Origin of the sequence: Pedobacter ginsengiterrae, from assembly GCF_039537385.1 — a bacterium.
Lineage (GTDB): Bacteria > Bacteroidota > Bacteroidia > Sphingobacteriales > Sphingobacteriaceae > Pedobacter > Pedobacter ginsengiterrae.
The window spans coordinates 463,369-479,657 of the sequence record NZ_BAABAK010000003.1; the positions used below are offsets into that span (position 1 = coordinate 463,369).

General features: G+C 39.7%; 18 protein-coding genes. 10 read left to right on the forward strand and 8 right to left on the reverse strand.

The window, feature by feature from the left end; translation table 11 throughout:
- Positions 1-501 precede the first annotated feature (501 nt).
- Together ABD692_RS04080 and ABD692_RS04085 are read left to right on the forward strand one after the other, a co-directional pair.
- Complete coding sequence (locus ABD692_RS04080; RefSeq protein ID WP_344765158.1) at positions 502-798, forward strand: DUF1348 family protein; 297 nt, start codon at positions 502-504, stop codon at positions 796-798.
- Positions 752-928 carry a DUF1348 family protein gene (locus tag ABD692_RS04085; RefSeq protein WP_344765160.1) on the forward strand — a complete coding sequence of 59 codons (177 nt, stop codon included), beginning with the start codon at positions 752-754 and terminating at the stop codon, positions 926-928. Before ABD692_RS04080 ends, ABD692_RS04085 begins: the two co-directional genes overlap by 47 nt.
- 553 nt (positions 929-1,481) lie before the next feature.
- On the opposite strand, the gene ABD692_RS04090 is transcribed toward ABD692_RS04085, so the two are convergent.
- A complete protein-coding gene (locus ABD692_RS04090) occupies positions 1,482-2,375 on the reverse strand; it encodes a bestrophin family protein (protein ID WP_344765162.1) in 894 nt (297 codons plus the stop codon).
- Between the two features lie 236 nt (positions 2,376-2,611).
- Between ABD692_RS04090 and ABD692_RS04095 the strand changes: the two genes are divergently transcribed.
- Positions 2,612-2,890, forward strand: coding sequence for a hypothetical protein (locus tag ABD692_RS04095; protein WP_344765164.1), 279 nt, complete (start codon positions 2,612-2,614; stop codon positions 2,888-2,890).
- Positions 2,891-3,351: 461 nt separating this feature from the next.
- Here ABD692_RS04095 and ABD692_RS04100 read toward each other — a convergent pair whose 3' ends face one another.
- Positions 3,352-3,603 (reverse strand): hypothetical protein, encoded by a 252-nt coding sequence (locus tag ABD692_RS04100; RefSeq protein WP_344765166.1) that lies wholly within the window; start codon positions 3,601-3,603, stop codon positions 3,352-3,354.
- 19 nt (positions 3,604-3,622) lie between these two features.
- A complete protein-coding gene (locus ABD692_RS04105) occupies positions 3,623-3,901 on the reverse strand; it encodes a hypothetical protein (protein ID WP_344765168.1) in 279 nt (92 codons plus the stop codon).
- A 195-nt stretch (positions 3,902-4,096) separates the two neighbouring features.
- Here ABD692_RS04105 and ABD692_RS04110 point away from each other — a divergent pair, with 195 nt between their 5' ends.
- The 4 genes from ABD692_RS04110 (at position 4,097) to ABD692_RS04125 (ending at position 8,544) form a co-directional block, all read left to right on the forward strand.
- Positions 4,097-4,675, forward strand: coding sequence for a YciE/YciF ferroxidase family protein (locus tag ABD692_RS04110; RefSeq protein ID WP_344765170.1), 579 nt, complete (start codon positions 4,097-4,099; stop codon positions 4,673-4,675).
- Positions 4,676-5,244: 569 nt separating this feature from the next.
- Positions 5,245-7,440, forward strand: a complete 2,196-nt coding sequence (locus ABD692_RS04115; RefSeq protein ID WP_344765172.1) for a hypothetical protein — start codon at positions 5,245-5,247, stop codon at positions 7,438-7,440.
- Positions 7,441-7,953: 513 nt separating this feature from the next.
- Positions 7,954-8,166: a hypothetical protein gene (locus ABD692_RS04120; RefSeq protein WP_344765174.1), complete on the forward strand. Its 213-nt coding sequence runs from the start codon at positions 7,954-7,956 to the stop codon at positions 8,164-8,166.
- Positions 8,167-8,544, forward strand: a complete 378-nt coding sequence (locus ABD692_RS04125) for a hypothetical protein (protein WP_344765176.1) — start codon at positions 8,167-8,169, stop codon at positions 8,542-8,544. It abuts the gene before it with no gap.
- Positions 8,545-8,618: 74 nt separating this feature from the next.
- On the opposite strand, the gene ABD692_RS04130 is transcribed toward ABD692_RS04125, so the two are convergent.
- The 4 genes from ABD692_RS04130 to ABD692_RS04145 form a co-directional block, all read right to left on the reverse strand.
- The gene (locus ABD692_RS04130; RefSeq protein WP_344765178.1) at positions 8,619-9,395 is read right to left on the reverse strand and encodes a DNA-formamidopyrimidine glycosylase family protein; all 777 of its coding nucleotides are present in this window, start codon (positions 9,393-9,395) and stop codon (positions 8,619-8,621) included.
- Between the two features lie 2 nt (positions 9,396-9,397).
- Positions 9,398-9,658, reverse strand: coding sequence for a DUF3606 domain-containing protein (locus ABD692_RS04135; RefSeq protein ID WP_344765180.1), 261 nt, complete (start codon positions 9,656-9,658; stop codon positions 9,398-9,400).
- 22 nt (positions 9,659-9,680) lie between these two features.
- Positions 9,681-10,283, reverse strand: coding sequence for a hypothetical protein (locus ABD692_RS04140; protein ID WP_344765182.1), 603 nt, complete (start codon positions 10,281-10,283; stop codon positions 9,681-9,683).
- 1,066 nt (positions 10,284-11,349) lie between these two features.
- Positions 11,350-11,868 carry a glycosyl-4,4'-diaponeurosporenoate acyltransferase CrtO family protein gene (locus tag ABD692_RS04145; protein ID WP_344765184.1) on the reverse strand — a complete coding sequence of 173 codons (519 nt, stop codon included), beginning with the start codon at positions 11,866-11,868 and terminating at the stop codon, positions 11,350-11,352.
- Positions 11,869-12,528: 660 nt separating this feature from the next.
- Between ABD692_RS04145 and ABD692_RS04150 the strand changes: the two genes are divergently transcribed.
- The 3 genes from ABD692_RS04150 to ABD692_RS04160 all read left to right on the forward strand — a co-directional run bounded on the left by ABD692_RS04150 (position 12,529) and on the right by ABD692_RS04160 (position 14,782).
- The gene (locus ABD692_RS04150) at positions 12,529-12,921 is read left to right on the forward strand and encodes a LytR/AlgR family response regulator transcription factor (protein WP_344765186.1); all 393 of its coding nucleotides are present in this window, start codon (positions 12,529-12,531) and stop codon (positions 12,919-12,921) included.
- 127 nt (positions 12,922-13,048) lie between these two features.
- Positions 13,049-14,125 (forward strand): PAS domain-containing sensor histidine kinase, encoded by a 1,077-nt coding sequence (locus ABD692_RS04155; protein ID WP_344765188.1) that lies wholly within the window; start codon positions 13,049-13,051, stop codon positions 14,123-14,125.
- Positions 14,126-14,272: 147 nt separating this feature from the next.
- A complete protein-coding gene (locus ABD692_RS04160) occupies positions 14,273-14,782 on the forward strand; it encodes an RNA polymerase sigma factor (RefSeq protein ID WP_344765190.1) in 510 nt (169 codons plus the stop codon).
- A 650-nt stretch (positions 14,783-15,432) separates the two neighbouring features.
- On the opposite strand, the gene ABD692_RS04165 is transcribed toward ABD692_RS04160, so the two are convergent.
- Positions 15,433-16,074, reverse strand: a complete 642-nt coding sequence (locus ABD692_RS04165; RefSeq protein ID WP_344765192.1) for a response regulator — start codon at positions 16,072-16,074, stop codon at positions 15,433-15,435.
- Positions 16,075-16,289 lie beyond the last annotated feature (215 nt).

The window sequence follows — 16,289 nt, forward strand, 5'->3', positions numbered from 1 at the left end:
ACCCTGAGGACGATTTTTTACTTTTTAAAGCTTACCTGTGTAAAAAAATAGTGACCCTTGCTTTTTGTGTGATCGGATCGTTAGGTAAGCTAATGGCACGAAGTTTTACGACCGGTTGGTCTGCAGTTATCAATGTTATGGCACATGCGACAATATATATCAAACCTATTTTAGTTCGCATAATAGCCCGCGCGGATACGTTTTTGACACGGTAATTATGATGATCTGGCCTGTTCAATATATTTCTAGCCGAGTATTTTGGGCTCCTTTTAAGTAATGGCGCAATCGAAATTGAGTATATCGAAAATCTTAAAATGGTCTCAATTATTAACAGTCTGTTATATCAATTAATAGAAAAAAAAGACTAGTAAATGGAAAAAAATTCTGTTTTTATTCAATAGCTCCTGAGCTCCCATTCCCTCTGCCAGTCTCTCGGATGACAAAACTCAATGTCATTGCGATAATCATAACAGCCAACAGAAAGATCCCTGCTGATCGAAAATGTCATTCTACATCGGTTGCAGAACTAAGCGTTTTTCCAAAATAAACAGCAAAAACAGGAGCCAGACACGAAGTTACCCCGAAGGTAATAAAGTTAATTCCCCTGTTGCGCTTCCCTTAACCTCATCGGGATTGGCCTCTTTGATTATTATATATGGAATCATCGCCACCCCGGCAGAATGGCGCAATCAGTCGGAATTTATCTCAGGCCGTGAAGAAGTCAAAGTATTTTTAGCAAACAAATGGGAAAATGAACTTGACTACAAGCTTAACAAAAGAACTTTGGGCATTTACTGACAACCGTATAGCAGTTCGCTTCGAACATGAATGGCATGACCATCAAGGGCAATGGTTCCGCAGCTTTGGAATGAGCTTTGGGAATTTGATAATGCGGGCTAATGGAGAAACGGCTCGCAAGCATCAATGATCTGGCCATTGATGAAAAACATCGAATTCTATAGAAGAGATAAACGCTAATATTTAAAAGGCGCTAGTATATCGTTAGCGCCTTGCCAGTTTCATATCAAACTAATTATGCTATATAACCATTTTTGACAATACTTTGTTCTTATGTTTCAAATCAGAAATTTATCTCAATTTAAAGCCAGTATGAAACTTTCAAAAACTCTCTCACTGTTTAAGTTTTTCTGCCAGGGATATTTTGAAGGTCATTAGATAAAAAATCGAATTCTGCCGATGCAATCCGTATGCAAATGTTAGAAGCGCCCTGTATCATCTGCTCTGGAGTGCGATAGCTTCTAAGCTGGTCAGCGTATTGTTCAGGAGAGCGAGAACGTATTTTGTTAGAAACAAGCTGTTTAATGAATTTCTAAAACTAGTGAAAGCAATAAGTTTTGGGTGGTATAATAAAATTGCATCATTTTGAAACCTGGGTGGCACAATTACCGATGATCCATCAAGATATGGGAAATCACTTCGCGTTCCCTATAAATAAAGAAAACCTCGATGCCTCCACACTCTTACATAATATAAAAGGTATCAGTGGTTAATACATCAGGCACCTTTTCCTCGCCCAAAAGTTGTTTTAGGTTTATTTCGATGGTATTACATATCGAGGTCATGGCGGTATCAGTTGGCAGATCGCTAAATGGATTTTCCATATGACTTGCTGTTTTTTCCAGAAGAAAAAATGCCGCAGAAATGACCATTAACAGCGGAATTTCAAAATAGCTTTCGATATCTCTTAGAGAGATAGATAAAGTAATGATAAAAAGATAGATCGCCAGATGAAGGAAATATCTATAAGTTACTGGAAACACAGTGGATTTGATGCGTTCGGCCATGCCCATGGCATTGGAAAAATTAACTAAGGTATTATTTAACTGAACGTGGCTGAATACGTTGAGCTTATCTTCCTCTCTTAATTTGGCGATATGCAGCGTATTTAGCTGAAGAATAGCCAAGTGCTTATTGTTCTGCTTTTGAATCTTTAACATATCCTGCTCGCTTAAATATTCCTCAAGATGTGCTGCACCATCTTTTCCACGAAGTGCTCGGCTTAGACTATGGCACCAGGCGATGTGCCTGAATGAAATTGTTCTTATTGAATGCTGATCAACCGGGTAAATGAATGACTGTAACTGGAGCACAAACGTTCTGCTATCGTTCACAATACTTCCCCAAATCTTTCTCGCTTCCCACCACCGGTCGTAAGATTGATTAAGTTTAAAAGAAAGTATTACAGAAATTGCCGTTCCTAGGAAAGCAGGTATCCCTAAGGGCATTTCAGGAATAAGGCTCCGGAAAACCGAGGTAAGGTAGTAAACGGCAAGACCGATGAGGAGTACATACAGCAGCTCCACCCTTACCTTTTTGAATATATAACTGAACGGAATTTTCTTTTTTAACAGCATAAGCTACACCTTAACAAAGAAATAATTATTTGGTTTTTAAAACAAAACAAATATTTAGGCGCTACGTTGGGTTTATGCAATTCCTTGGCCATTTCATAATTCAATGTGGTGCTTCCGAAAGGGCTTTCTTCTTACCTGAAAACACTGTATTGCGCGCAACTGATTTTCCATAAACTAGAAAAATTAAGCCTTTAAGATCGATACCTCACAGCTGAGCATTATTTTTATATTTGAATATGAAAAATTATAAGGAAAAACTCATCGATGCTGACAAAATTGGTTTTTATCTGAGAGACAGCACAAAATTTAGATTTGAGCATCTTGAGGTATTAAAAGCAATCGGTCTAAAAGAAGATTACGGAATGGAATTGATAGATCACTTAAGCCGAATTGGATTACTTCAGGAGCAAACTGTAACTGAAAATCCATCATCAATCATCTGTTTAACAGAAAAGGCTTGGCTTATTTTCTTAATTGCTCCTTGGCAGAAGAATTTGAACAAATCACTAAAGTAAATAAATAATAAATTTAGAAACTATAGCAGCTGTATCATAAATGTTCAGATCAGCAGCCAGAAGGTTTATTAACAGCAGGGTTTTTGAATTGATTCATGCGATGGCACTTTGGTCCATAATTTTATGATTAATAATTGTATCGAATATCGACTTAAATGCTCACCTATTCAAAAATTATATCTGCAAGGGATTGGTGGGAATTCAAACGCCAAATAAAACAGTCCCGCCATCGTTAATTTCTCGGCTCTTAAGTTACCATAAAAACCAATCATTCTTCTTTTTAACCATGGCAGGTCACTCTTATGATCACTGAAATATGATAGCCGATCTGGGTACGCATTTGAATGATTTCGGTTGAACACTCACCATTTCGATCCCATCCATTACAGGCATTCCAATTTCACAAATAATCAGTTATTTCTCAAAAATGGCGTTCCGCTAATAGCAATGGTCCCCATTTACTACACCTCACTGCCCCCGTTTATCATCAGGTTGCGTGCCTCACCAAAAATATCGTCGGGCTGAAGGTTCGGCACTTCGTTGCGCCCATGCACCTCTGCGGTTAGGAAATTACCTTGCTGGAAAACAAAAAAAGTAGAAGTTGCGCACGGACAAAAAAAAATTGCTATTGAACCACCTTTTTGACCTGGTACATTGCTTGGACGTGCTACAAAAATGTTAAAATCAGTTTCTTCGTTAGAATAATACTCCATACTTTCAATTCTGACCCAGTCATATCCATGCCCTTGTAGAGTGCCGGGACCTAATTATATATTCGGATAAAGTCACCTTCTGCTGCAATTCTATCGATCTCAAAGCCCGGTAATCAAATAGCTGAAAATGGCTCGCTTCAATTGTAAAAATGCGCTGCCAACGGTTTACTTCTAAAAGGCGGACGGAAGCCCGTACAAAAAATTGTTGTGCTTCCGAGATTGAAGAAATTTTTTTCTCCTTGATGGCATTGCTCTGCTGACCAACCTGCTGACTGGGTATAAGATCATCTTTTTCCATACATCCTTTCTTTATAGAATCCTGTTAGCCTGCCAATTGTTTTCGTTTTTAAGCTTAGGCAAAAAATTAGGTGTATACCACATAAACAGATAAATACGGGTATACTAAAAAGGAAATTACGTATTTTTTAGTAATCACAAACAATGGTTACCACGAGTGGTTTTAACGGTGTAAAGACTAAAAACAATAGAAACTATGGCAACTACAGCAAAAGCAGGCACGGCAAAGACCACTGCCAGCACAACATCAAAAAAAACTACAGCGAAAAACGCTAAGATGGAGCCTAGCGAATTCCATGAATTCTTGGTTGATGAATTAAAGGATATTTACTGGGCAGAAAAACATCTGGTTAAAGCGCTCCCAAAAATGAAAAAAGCTTCAACAAGCCCGGAGCTTGCGGCCGCATTTGAGAAACATACCCAGGAAACTCAAACCCATATAGATACTTTGGAACAGGTTTTTGCCCTTTTAGAGGAAAAACCTGCCGCAAAAAAATGCGATGCGATGGCGGGACTTTTAGAGGAGGCAGATGGGATTATTTCTGATACCGATTCAGGATCCATGATCCGTGACGCAGGACTAATCCTTGCGGCACAGAAAGTAGAGCACTATGAAATCGCAACGTACGGTACCCTAAAGGTATTTGCAGAAAACATGGACAGAACTGATGTAGCCGATTTACTGGGACAGACATTGGAAAATGAAAAAGCTACCGATGTGGCCCTGACCGAATGCGCCGTGAGTTTTGTAAACCAGGCAGCAGCAGAAGAATAACACAAGGGCTAAATATAACAGAAGAGACCCAGAAAAACGGGTCCTTTTTTTCTATATGCGCATTAACTCCAGTATCAGAGCTTAAGGAAGTTAATAGGCTTTACGACGATTTGAACTTATAACCCAATTGGTTATTCAATCTAATGAACTGGTTTGAAATTAAGTTTTAGAATATGCTGAACTCAGATCCAGTCCCAGAGACACTCTTAGCTGCTGTTTTACCTCCTGACCTTTCCAGCATTTCTTTCAATAAATAAAGGCATACACCATTGCCTTCGGATGAAGTGGTAACCCTTTCACATCTTCGAAGATTATTGAACTCAAAGTTTTGGAGAACGACTGTTCTGGCTTTCCGGCAATATTTTAAGCATTTCGACAGTTAACCGCTAAGAGGTCAACAAAGTCATAATCACTCCGTGCCTTAATGCCCATTATTGCAAACAAAATAACATGTACCTTTAGAAAAAGCATTAACATATAAATAGTCTGCAAAATAACAGATAGCAGAAAACAATGGTCGCAAAAATAATGTTGTCGACGGGAATAGTTTAACAGAAAAATTGACTGGTATGAAAGGATTATCACCATGGGCCCTAACTGCTATGGCCCAGTTTAAGAATAGTAACTTTCTCCACTCGGAAAACTTAGGCGAGCTCAGCTTCGATATTTTTCAGACAGTGGATTCAATTTGGACCTCGGTTTCTTACCGCGATAACCGGCCGGTTTATTTTAGGGCCTATTATGCTCCAGGCGTCATGACTGGCACTCCCGCTATCAAAAGGAAAAACGGTGGATATACAATAAAGATCAAAAACGCACTAGGCGTATTTAATATCAAGATTTCTTTTTCACAGGGGGAATTTACCATGTTAAAATATTCCTGTACCCTTAACCCGGCTACGGATACTTTCTTCCCATTCTGGCCAAGGGACATCCTCACTACCGGGATAAAGGGAACCATAAAATCGATGGGCGAAATCCATGCAGCGCAGGTGGGAACGAGATCTGGCCTGTTGTATTTTTCAATTCCGGAAAGAGACCTGCGTATCCTATATTTCCAAAACCTCACCGCCCTTTCAGATTTTGCCGAACAGACCGGCACATCCTTATCCGGTATTGTTGGCGGAATGCTTCCGGAAATCGGCTTATCATTGCCAACAAGTGATCTACAACCTTTGGCTGCCGGCAAAGAAGTTGTAATTTCAGATGCAACCGTTGCTTTCAGGACGGGCAATACCAAGAGTCGGGATCAGGCACAAGATTATCTGGATTTATTGGCAGAGGTATATCTTAACATCCAAAGGCCGCAGACACGTTACCTGCACTGGCCGGAAATTCTGGAGAAAGGGCTTAAGGATCTTATTGAAAACCCGGGCTGCTGGTCTATGGTCGGAGGTAGCAGTTACCTCAATGCATATGTGAGTGATTACCAAACGCCTCCCGAGATTATGGTACAGTTGGCGGTACTGCTTCCCCTTGTTGATTACTCGAAATGGAGCGGCAAATCCATGGAGGTTATGGATACTATAAAGGAAGGCCTTCCTGCATTTTATAGCAAAAAACTGAAGACTTTGCTAAGATGGCACCCCGATGCCGAAGACCAACTGCAAGGTGAAGAGGAACAGAAAATGCCGCTAGTAATGGACTCCTGGTATCTGCACCACCCGCTTTTAAACCTGTCAAGACTAGCACTGGACGGAGATAAGACCGCAGAAAAACTTTTTCTGGATTCGCTCGGATTTGCTATAAAAGTTGCACATAAATTCAAATACCAGTGGCCAGTATTCTATAAGATGGATACCTTGGAGATAATAAAGGCCGAAACCAAGCCTGGTGAAGGAGGCGAACAGGATGTGGCAGGGCTTTATGCCCATGTAATGCTTCAGGCCTATGAGCTGACAGGCGAGAAAAAATATTTAAAGGAGGCCGAGACCGCTGCAAAAAAACTTGGGAATGTCGGATACAAAATCATGTACCAGGCCAATAATACCGCGTTTGCTGCCGGTGCACTGCTCCGGCTTTTTAAACTTACCGGTAATGAGCTTTATCTTTCATTAAGTTACAGAGCCCTGGCTTCAATCTTTGAAAACGTCCAGCTTTGGGACTGTAATTATGGCTATGGCAAGAATATCCCGACTTTCTTTGCGCTGTTCCCATTGAGCGATGCTCCTTATACTGCGGCATATGAAGAACAGGAGGTATTCTGCGCCCTGCATGATTTTCTCAATCATGCAGAAGGCATGGAGATCCTGCAAAGTGTGAGGCTTCTCTGCAGCGAATTTATCCGCTACCTTGTACACAGGGCGCCTTATTACTATCCACCAATGCTTCCCCGGGAGATGATCTCAGATGAGGTAAAGACGGGTGAGGTCGATCCGAACCTCTGGATAGCACTGGAAGATCTACATGACGGAATTGAAAAGAGTGGCGCTGTCGGGCAGGAAGTCTATGGAGCAGGCAATGCGTTTGGAATATTGCCCCGCCATTTTATACGCATCACCGGCAAGCCGTTTTTAATATTTTCCGACTGCCCGATTTCGGGCCTCAGAAAAAGCGAGCATTCGGTTATATTCCATCTTCAGGGAGATCAAAGGTTATCCTATCGCCTGCGCATTACCCCACTGGATAGTTCACCTGAAAAACAAGACTTGAAATTCAGCATTCAGTCTCCTTTAGTTAAGTTACTTCAGGCTGTTGACCGAAAACAGGATCTAGAAGCATTTATTCTAGGAAATGAGACCGTTCGGATCAGCTGGGAGCAGTAGCCGACCCGTTATAAAATTTATCATGATTTGATTATGAACATCACAGAAATAATATAATTAACCGGACATTCCTCAGCTCAAAAAAAGCTGGGAATAATATTGTTAACGTGAAAAAAAATCATTTCTGGAATGGCAGGCTTTTTCCCGCTATAAAAAAGGCACTGCAGCATTTCAAGGTATACCATTTGGCATCCGGGGAGGCCTTTAGGAGCCTATTGCTAAACAGGGTGATAACAGAAAAAAAAGTAGCACTGGATTTGGGTCTCCTATTGATTCTAAGGCACGCCCAGAGCAGCAAAACATTTACTATTGCACCCAGGTTTGCAAGTACAGAATTAATTAACAAATCTTGTAAAACACGCGTGTGACAGGGGAAAGCTTAGCTAAGTGGTTCCCAGAGATATCCCCTTGAAATTCTTTAGTGACACAAATCAAAGGAAACTATGAAATCTTAACAGAAACATGTGACTAAATATATTTGTAATTACTAAAATATTTAGTAAAATTTGCATCATGTATAAAGGAAAGAAAAATCAACTGATACTCAATATCGGACGGGATTTAATCGTAATGAATGCCGTTGATGGTGCGAAAGATTTACACAGGATCGTGATCAACAATAGTTTTGCAGGCTTTATTGAAAAGCGGGATGGCGAATATCACCGTGTGGACGGAAGTGAGATACATAACTTGATTTTTGCGGAAATTTGTCAATTAATTGCTTAAATGAAAACAGTTAACGCAACCCACCAGTTGAGCCATCAGGATAAACAGACTTCTAGCTTTACGAGTATGGCCATCGTAGCGGAAGCCAGGCGATCCAACTGCTGGCTCTACAATAAATTAAACCACACCTGGTACACCCCAGAGGAATTCCATGAGAAGTATTCAAATCATACCGATACAAACTTCAACATCAGGAGCCTTTTGGAAAATATCAGTATTCGTGATCCCCGCGCAGGTATTACCGCTTACCATAAGATTCTGGAAAGTAAGCTCGAGCGATATGAAAAAGAAACCGCTGAACTTCGTATAAAAGGAGAAACTTTTACCCAGCGTGTACTGGCCTATTACCAGGATAAATCCAGGGGTAAGCTTAAATAATTCCTTTGTATCTAATTCAGGAGGCATTCTAACTGGTTATGCTATGATCCTATTTTAATCCTTCTATCCTACTATCAAATAAATAACTGCTGCTCATCGGTAAAGTAAGCTAATCTGCCGCCTATTTTTTCGGATTTTATTTTCTCACCTGTTGGAGACAGTTTAAGATGGGCACCATGGATTTTCAAAAAATCACGGAGTTCTCCGGTAAGCTCATCTCCATTTTCTTTTTTGATATCTTCGATGGCCTGATTTAGAACTTTGGTAATGGATTTATAGAGTCTTAAAGCTGCCGTTTCAGGAATTTTTCTGGAAACAGAAAAAGGAGAGATTTTAGCATGCCACAAAATTTCATCACCGTAAGAATTTCCAATCCCACGAAGGGCTTTCTGATCCATGAGAACTTCTTTAATCGTTTTCTTTCTTCTTTTCAGTAAATCAAAAAATTCATTTCGGGTAATATCAAGTGCGTCAGGAACATTATTCTCAGGTGGATTTAGCGTTGGGGCTGCCTGCTTTAAGGTATCAGTTACGGCGAATCCCTGTCCCCCTGAAAAATGAAAAGCAAATATGGTATATTTGGGAATCGGCTCTTGCTCACTAATGCTCTTAAGCTCTCCGCGCAGCATAAGGTGCAGGCCAAGTATTTTATCTTTTCCGAAGTCAAACTGAAGGGTTTTACCCGATCTTGCGACTGTAAGCAACCTGTGGTTGAGCAGATTCTCCTCCAATTCTTTAGTGCTCAAATTTAGTTTACCCGAATGTTTTATTTCAATTTTTCTTAAGATCCTGCCTTTAAATCTTTTGTTAAGGATGCCCGCGAAAACGCTCAGATCTGGTAGCTCGGCCATGGTTATACGCTTAAGTATTTCTTAATTGCCCGAACAGAAGTACCATTCAATGCAATGGCATCATGAAGCTGCTCTTCTGTAATCTGGAACTGCTGGGTCCAATATCGTAATTCATCCGGATCTTGGGAATTGATTTCCCGGTGTTCGGAGCGATCATCAAAAGGCTCTAAAGCATCGGAATCATTTTCTATAGGGTAATGTTCCCTGATTTCCTCCGGATCCGGAACCCCTTCGTAATTGGGGTTGGTAAAATGTTTTTTCATTTCGAGTGATTTAATCTAACTACTAATTTATGCTCACCAGGACAAAATAATCCTCACCTTCTTTTTTGACCATCAAATCAAGGTGTTCTTCGAAAGTGACCAGGTTCAATATCTCATCTTTCAAAAATGTGGTGAATACTTCCATATCGGTCTGCGCAGAAATAACCACCTCCAGGGTTTCGCTGGTTTTCCAGTTCGTGTCGAGGATTTCATTATATGTGCCTTTGAGAATAGATGGAAAGCCCTTTCTCGAAAAGGCTTCAGAAAGATTTGCGGCAATTTCCGATAAGTAAGGCTTTAGCCCGTTATCATGGGTGTTCCACAGCATACCCCTATCTTCGTCCTGCCACATGTTTCCAACATATGCTCCGTTTAAACGAACGGCATAGCACTCCCCGCCCTGTTCAATCACCGCTTCGATCTCGCCATGGTCAGTCGGGAGTTTGAATACATATCTTTCCATAGTCAGGTTATCTTTATTGAATATTTTTGGAACTGGTTTATTTTTATTCTGATGTTTTCTTTTATTGAGCAAATATGAAGCAGTCAGCGCAAAGGCGGTTATAGCACCGATGATCATTCCTTTTGTTTTCTGGCTTAATTGAATGGTTTGAATCTCTTTCATAGTTACTGGTTAACATCAGAATGCGGCTTTAAGTTTTGGATAATGAACAAGTTGATGTTGAAATTTTGATTTCCAAATTATTTAAATCAGCAGACATATCCATTATCAGGTTCTTTGATTTTTTGTTGAACAATAACTGAATTTCACTTGGACCCAGTAAGCATCATTTTTCACAAAGCTGTTTTTTGCTGAGGACCATCTATGCTTCTGTCAGCCTAAAAAACTTTGACTAATAATTCATCGGAAAAACCAGCATTGTAGATCTTAAAGTCCATGGACCACTCCTCTTCGAACCGTTCAGTGAAGAAAGCTGAAAAACGTTTTAAACCAAACCTCAGAACATCAGATGATTTAAGTCAATATTCTCTTCACAGAAGAGCAGAAACTCATTATTGTTATACATATTTACCTGCTGTACAGCATCACCTAACCAATTTCCTGATGATAAAACTCGAAGAATTTCGTATGGTTTTATAAACAAATAAAAAAGGTAAACAAATAAATGCTTACCTTTTTACTGTTGGCATCCACCAACATAACTTTAATTAACGCTCTCAATCAAAACAGATTGATGCAAGCTTCTCACACCTGCAAGTAAAGAACATTAATTATCAGCAATAGTTTTACTACTATAATTTTAGGAGTAACTTGCTGCAATCATATCATTTTAAATTGTTAAAACAACTTTGATTTATCGAACTTTTCACCCGTAGCAAAATAACTTCTGTAGTAGCTCAACTTTCCTTTACGATGATATTTTTTTTTATGAACCCTCACAAATCTCTAAGGTTGATGCCGTATTTTTATCTTGTCAACTGAAAGTCAACCTTTTGGAATTAAAATCGCAATAGCGGAAAGCGTAGGTCATATTAATGCACATAGTTGCAAAGTAATTCGCTTTTCCATGTGCTTAAACAATACAACATTAGCTTAAAAGTTTTCTGCCAGGCCGATTTAGAGATAACTGCAATCTCGGCATCATATCATTTTCAATAAGGCCGAATCAAAAAATAGCGCATCGTAACTATAGACTAACAGATTCAAAACATCCAAAGTATGCTAAAGGCTAATCCCACTGATTGCCTGGTCTTGACTTTATAATGTTCTGCACCCTTGAGCGATAGTATTGCTGCAACAATACTGGTAATATATTATATAAAATATTTGCAATCAATAAACAAGCAGAAAGTATGAACCTCTGTGCAAATAAAGCCAGGAGTAAGCTGATCAAGAAAAAAAAGAAACAGCATAAATGATACCGCTCATATATTACTGAACGGCGGTTAAAGCTTTCCCTCTTAGTCAGATACACAAACTTGTTATTTATGCCTTTATTTCGTGCTAACCTATTGATAAACTTCCCGTCCTGTACCATGTAACCTACTAAATGTACCCCCATTTTTTCTAAATTCTGGCGGCTTAACCCAATTTGAAAAAACCTGATGGGCAACGTTGCAAGCACTAAGCTGATCCCCAAACCAATGACAAGCGCAACAGTGTTCAATTGAGTATACCAAAAATAAATTACAGGCAAAAAACCAATTATGGTCCAAAAAATATTTATGAGGCTATTGATCATCTTCATTAACTAAATTTAATCAATTAAGAAATATCTTGGTTAACCTATTTTAACCTGGTGGAACCAAGTCTCCCTTATATTATCAAGCAACGATGTAAGATTATCTAAAGCGATCGGTAAGATTTGAAAAATACCTATTGTCGGCCGTTTTTCAGGTGAATTAAAGCAAATAAAGGAAGCAGGCAGATTTGAACTGGAATTTTATTTTTGCTTATATCCGTAGATATCACTATAAAAATAACCTTTTTGAAATTAAAAAGTATTCTGGCTAGACTTTTTAGTTCGGGCTAGCACACCACAGGTCCTGAGGTTATACACCATATTCAGCCTTCGCGTGGTTATAAGAGCTAAACTAAAAATATGTCCTGGATAATCTGTTCTAAAATACCCAAAGCTGTTCCGTATTTTTTGTGCCAAGTTTAATGAAACAGTTTTTCATGAGCATACCACCACTACAATTACTCCCGCCAAGGACATTTCTCTTTTAGCTAGTGTGGAAGGTGATACAAATTGATACAGAAAGTTTCCATATGTTCTGCGATTCCCCTTTCAATTCCTTAAAAACCAAAAACATAGACACCTGTTTAATATTTGGCCTCGTAAAACAATGGATTATTTTATTAGCCAAAACAATAGTCATAATATTAATGTTAAGCTACAAACGATTTGAAAAGAGCCCAATATAAATGCATCATAGTAGACGATGACTTACACTTCATTGAGGTGCTGGAAGAGTACATCTCTAATGTGGCTAAGCTAGAGTTAATTGGGAGTTTTACGGACCCGATTAACGCGGTAAAATTTATAGGAAACAACGATGATATTGACTTTCTCTTTCTTGATATAAAGATGGAGATCTCTGGACTCGAGATTGCGAAAATAGTCCGTTCACAGGTAGGGTTTCTGATTTTTGTTACCTCCCACTCTACATTTGCACTTGAAGCCTTCGGCGTGGGTAGCGATCACTATCTTGTCAAGCCGTTCGATTTTCATGCATTCTTGAGAACTATAAATTCAGTTCTCAAACGGAACCGTCAGGCCGCGATAAGCGTTCCTTAGTTAATACTTTTTTTCCGCTACAGGCCGCAACCTGTCCCCATAAAATTTCTGTTATCCTTAATACCAAAGCTTTCCTGCTTCAACTGGAAAACTTTATATATAACCTATTTACATATTACTTAATTAAATGAAAGCTAACTCCACTATTTTCGAACTGTTGTCTGAGAGATCATCAAGAATGTGCTTCATGGTTCAGGTCCCTGATGAGAAAATTATTTACAGTAATTCTGCTTTCATGAATTTTTTTGAAGGAATTGATGAAGGCGCTAGTATCGAAAAACTATTCGCCCTGGTCCATCCAGAGGATGTTGAATATATAAGGAGTTCTTATCAAACCATTCAGGATTCGCCAGAAGCTGGTTGTTTTGAATTCCGGGTGATCTTGTCTCAGAAAACATATTTTTTGCGCATTGATTTAGCCTTTGACAAGACATTGCCAGATAAAAAACTTGTGATCGGATACATAGAAGACCGAACAATCGAAAATAAACATGGTGATTACCTTCAGGAGTTCGCCAACAAGAAAAACGCAACCCTAAGCATTTTAAGCCATGATCTTGCGGGGCCCTTGGGGGTAATACAGATGATGTCGGATATGTTGCTCTCACGAAGGAGCGAGGTGGATGACGCCAAGATGATCAAAATGCTTGACCTCATTAGCAAAAGCGCAAAAAAGGGGATTTCAATGATTCAAGATATGATACGAAAGGAATTCCTGGAAAGTATCGGTGTGGAAATGGTGAAAAGACGGGTTAACCTTATCGAAAAAATAAATCAGCTGTTAGAGGAATATAAGCAAGGCGAGCTTATGGTAAATGTAAGTTTTTCTTTAGAGGCATCTTTAGATGAGGTATTTGTCGAGATTGATGAGAGCAAGTTCATTCAGATCATTAACAATTTAGTTTCAAACTCCTTAAAATTTACTCCGGACGGCGGCACGATTACCATAGGCGTAGTTGCCGGCGGGGAAACAGTAACTATCTCGGTAGGCGATACCGGGATAGGTATACCCAAACAGTTCCACGCACAGCTTTTTGAAAAATTTAACCCTGCAGGGCGAACTGGGCTCAAGGGCGAGCCATCTGTGGGCTTGGGCATGTCAGTCATAAAAACTATTGTTGACTGGCACTCGGGAAAGATCTGGTTTGAAACTGAGGTGGGTATTGGAACAACTTTCTTCATAGAAATTAAAAAAAGTAAGTAGGTACCCAGAAAACGTGGCTTCGCAAAAGCAGGAACAGGTAGTTTTACCCCTCCTACGAAAAGTACGCGAATTATACCTTTTCAGGTTTCAGACAAGAAAAAATGGCTCTGGTTTTGATGTTACAGGATGATCTTTAAATTAATATCTATGACTACAAACGAGTTTGCAAAAAAAGTAAATCTGCATGTTGGGTCACTTCGGTCACATGCACTCAATTTTACCAAAAACCTAGAAGATGCCAATGACCTTTTACAGGACACATTGCTTAAGGCTACACGTTTTGCCCGAAACTATCAGGAGGGAACAAACATCAAGGGGTGGCTTTTCGTCATTATGAAAAATACTTTCATAAACAGCTACCACAAGTCGGTCAGGCACCGCGCAAACTTTGTACAGGAGGAAGATATCTCGGATGCACACCTTTTCCAGACGGCCTCAAAGAACGAAGTGATTACAACACTCGGCCTCGAAGAGATAAACAGTGCCCTGGACCGCTTGCCAAAACAGTATTCAGTACCTTTTGTAAAATATTTCGAGGGGTACAAATATGAAGAAATTGCACGCGAACTGAACCTTCCCGTTGGTACGGTGAAAACGCATATTCATCAGGCCAGGGTGATTCTGAAGAAAAAGCTCAAACACTATCATACCGATTAATATCCTGATGTACTGTACGAAAAAGCGTTCTGTTTTTTCGTACAGTGTAGTACAGCAAAAAATGATTTGGCGCGAAAAACACCTGTTTTTTCTTTTTTGCCACGCCTATTTATTTTCTTCAGGCTTCCTGATTGAAGCTCAATAAAAATGTTTATTTGTTGAATTCGAGATTAAATTATTGATAACCTGCAAGCCTGAGGCTGTGAAGATAGGTATAGATTTTTTGGAACTATTCACAAAAAGAAACCTTTGATCCAAAAAGAGGATAAGGGATGTAGAATCGAACAACATTGTGGATTTCCAAACCAGATTGGCCCGTTTGTTTTCAGTTACAATGATACTGGATTTTAAAAAATCAAGATTAAGTTTTCGGATTTTTAGCTTCAGATGATGGTGCTCACCGGGATGTACCGCGCCAGGCAGCGGATTAACTCATCCCACTCTTACCTCTAGAATCAATGGCAATAGTTCTGTTGCAGACGGGTTTTGACAGATCAAATTTGGATATACAATAATAATCAGGTGGCTGCCCCCGGGGTGTTCGCCACAATAGAAAAATGATCACCATTACTTCCATTTCCGACTTTATCCGTTAATACACTAATATAGCATAATCAAGCATGCTGTAAAGAGCAATGTTACGCTTAGGTTTAGTTAATTATCCCTTTCAGACATGCAAACCTGATCAGCGAAGCGGTATTCTTGACCCCGGTTTTTCCAATGAGATTTTGGCGGTGGCCCTCTACGGTACGCGTGCTGAGAAAGAGCATATCGGCAATCTCACTTGTTGTCTGGCCCTGTGCCAATAGGCCAATTATCTCTATTTCCCTTCTGGTAAGCTCAACTCCATTAAGATCAGAAAATTTTCGTTTTGAAAGACTCTTTTCGAGCATTTTTAAGGACAGACCAGAACAGAAATATCTTTCGCCTTCCAGGATTCTTTCCAATGCAAAAAACAGTTCGCTGGTATCAACAGATTTACTCAGAAATCCCGCCGCGCCACCAAACAGTGCCTGCGCAAAATCATCCTGAGTTTCCGACATTGACAATATCAGCACGGGTGGAGCAGTCTCAAGTTTTGAAATTTCACTAAGCATTTCAAGACCATCCATTTCCGGCATGCCGATATCGCTAACGATGAGATCAGCACCAACGCCGCTCCTTAAAAGAGACAGGCCTTCCTCGCCATTGGCAGCTTCGGCAACCACCTCAAATCGTCCGTTAGATTCGATAAGCAAACGGATTCCTTTTCTTATAACCTTTTGATCTTCTACGAGAATGATTTTTTTCATCGATAATTAATATGGTCTTGGCCTGAAAACATAAACAACTCTAATTAGTTTTAATCTTTTTTTCACCTCTGTGATTCCCCCAGAGCAGGAACTGACAGAAAAAAAAGGGTCCCAGATTCCTTTATTAACGCCGTCAATCTTTCCCTGTTCAATATCATGCGCTACATTGTGCCCAGGCTTAGGATCGCTTACAAAAAGGTACCTGACAGGCGCAA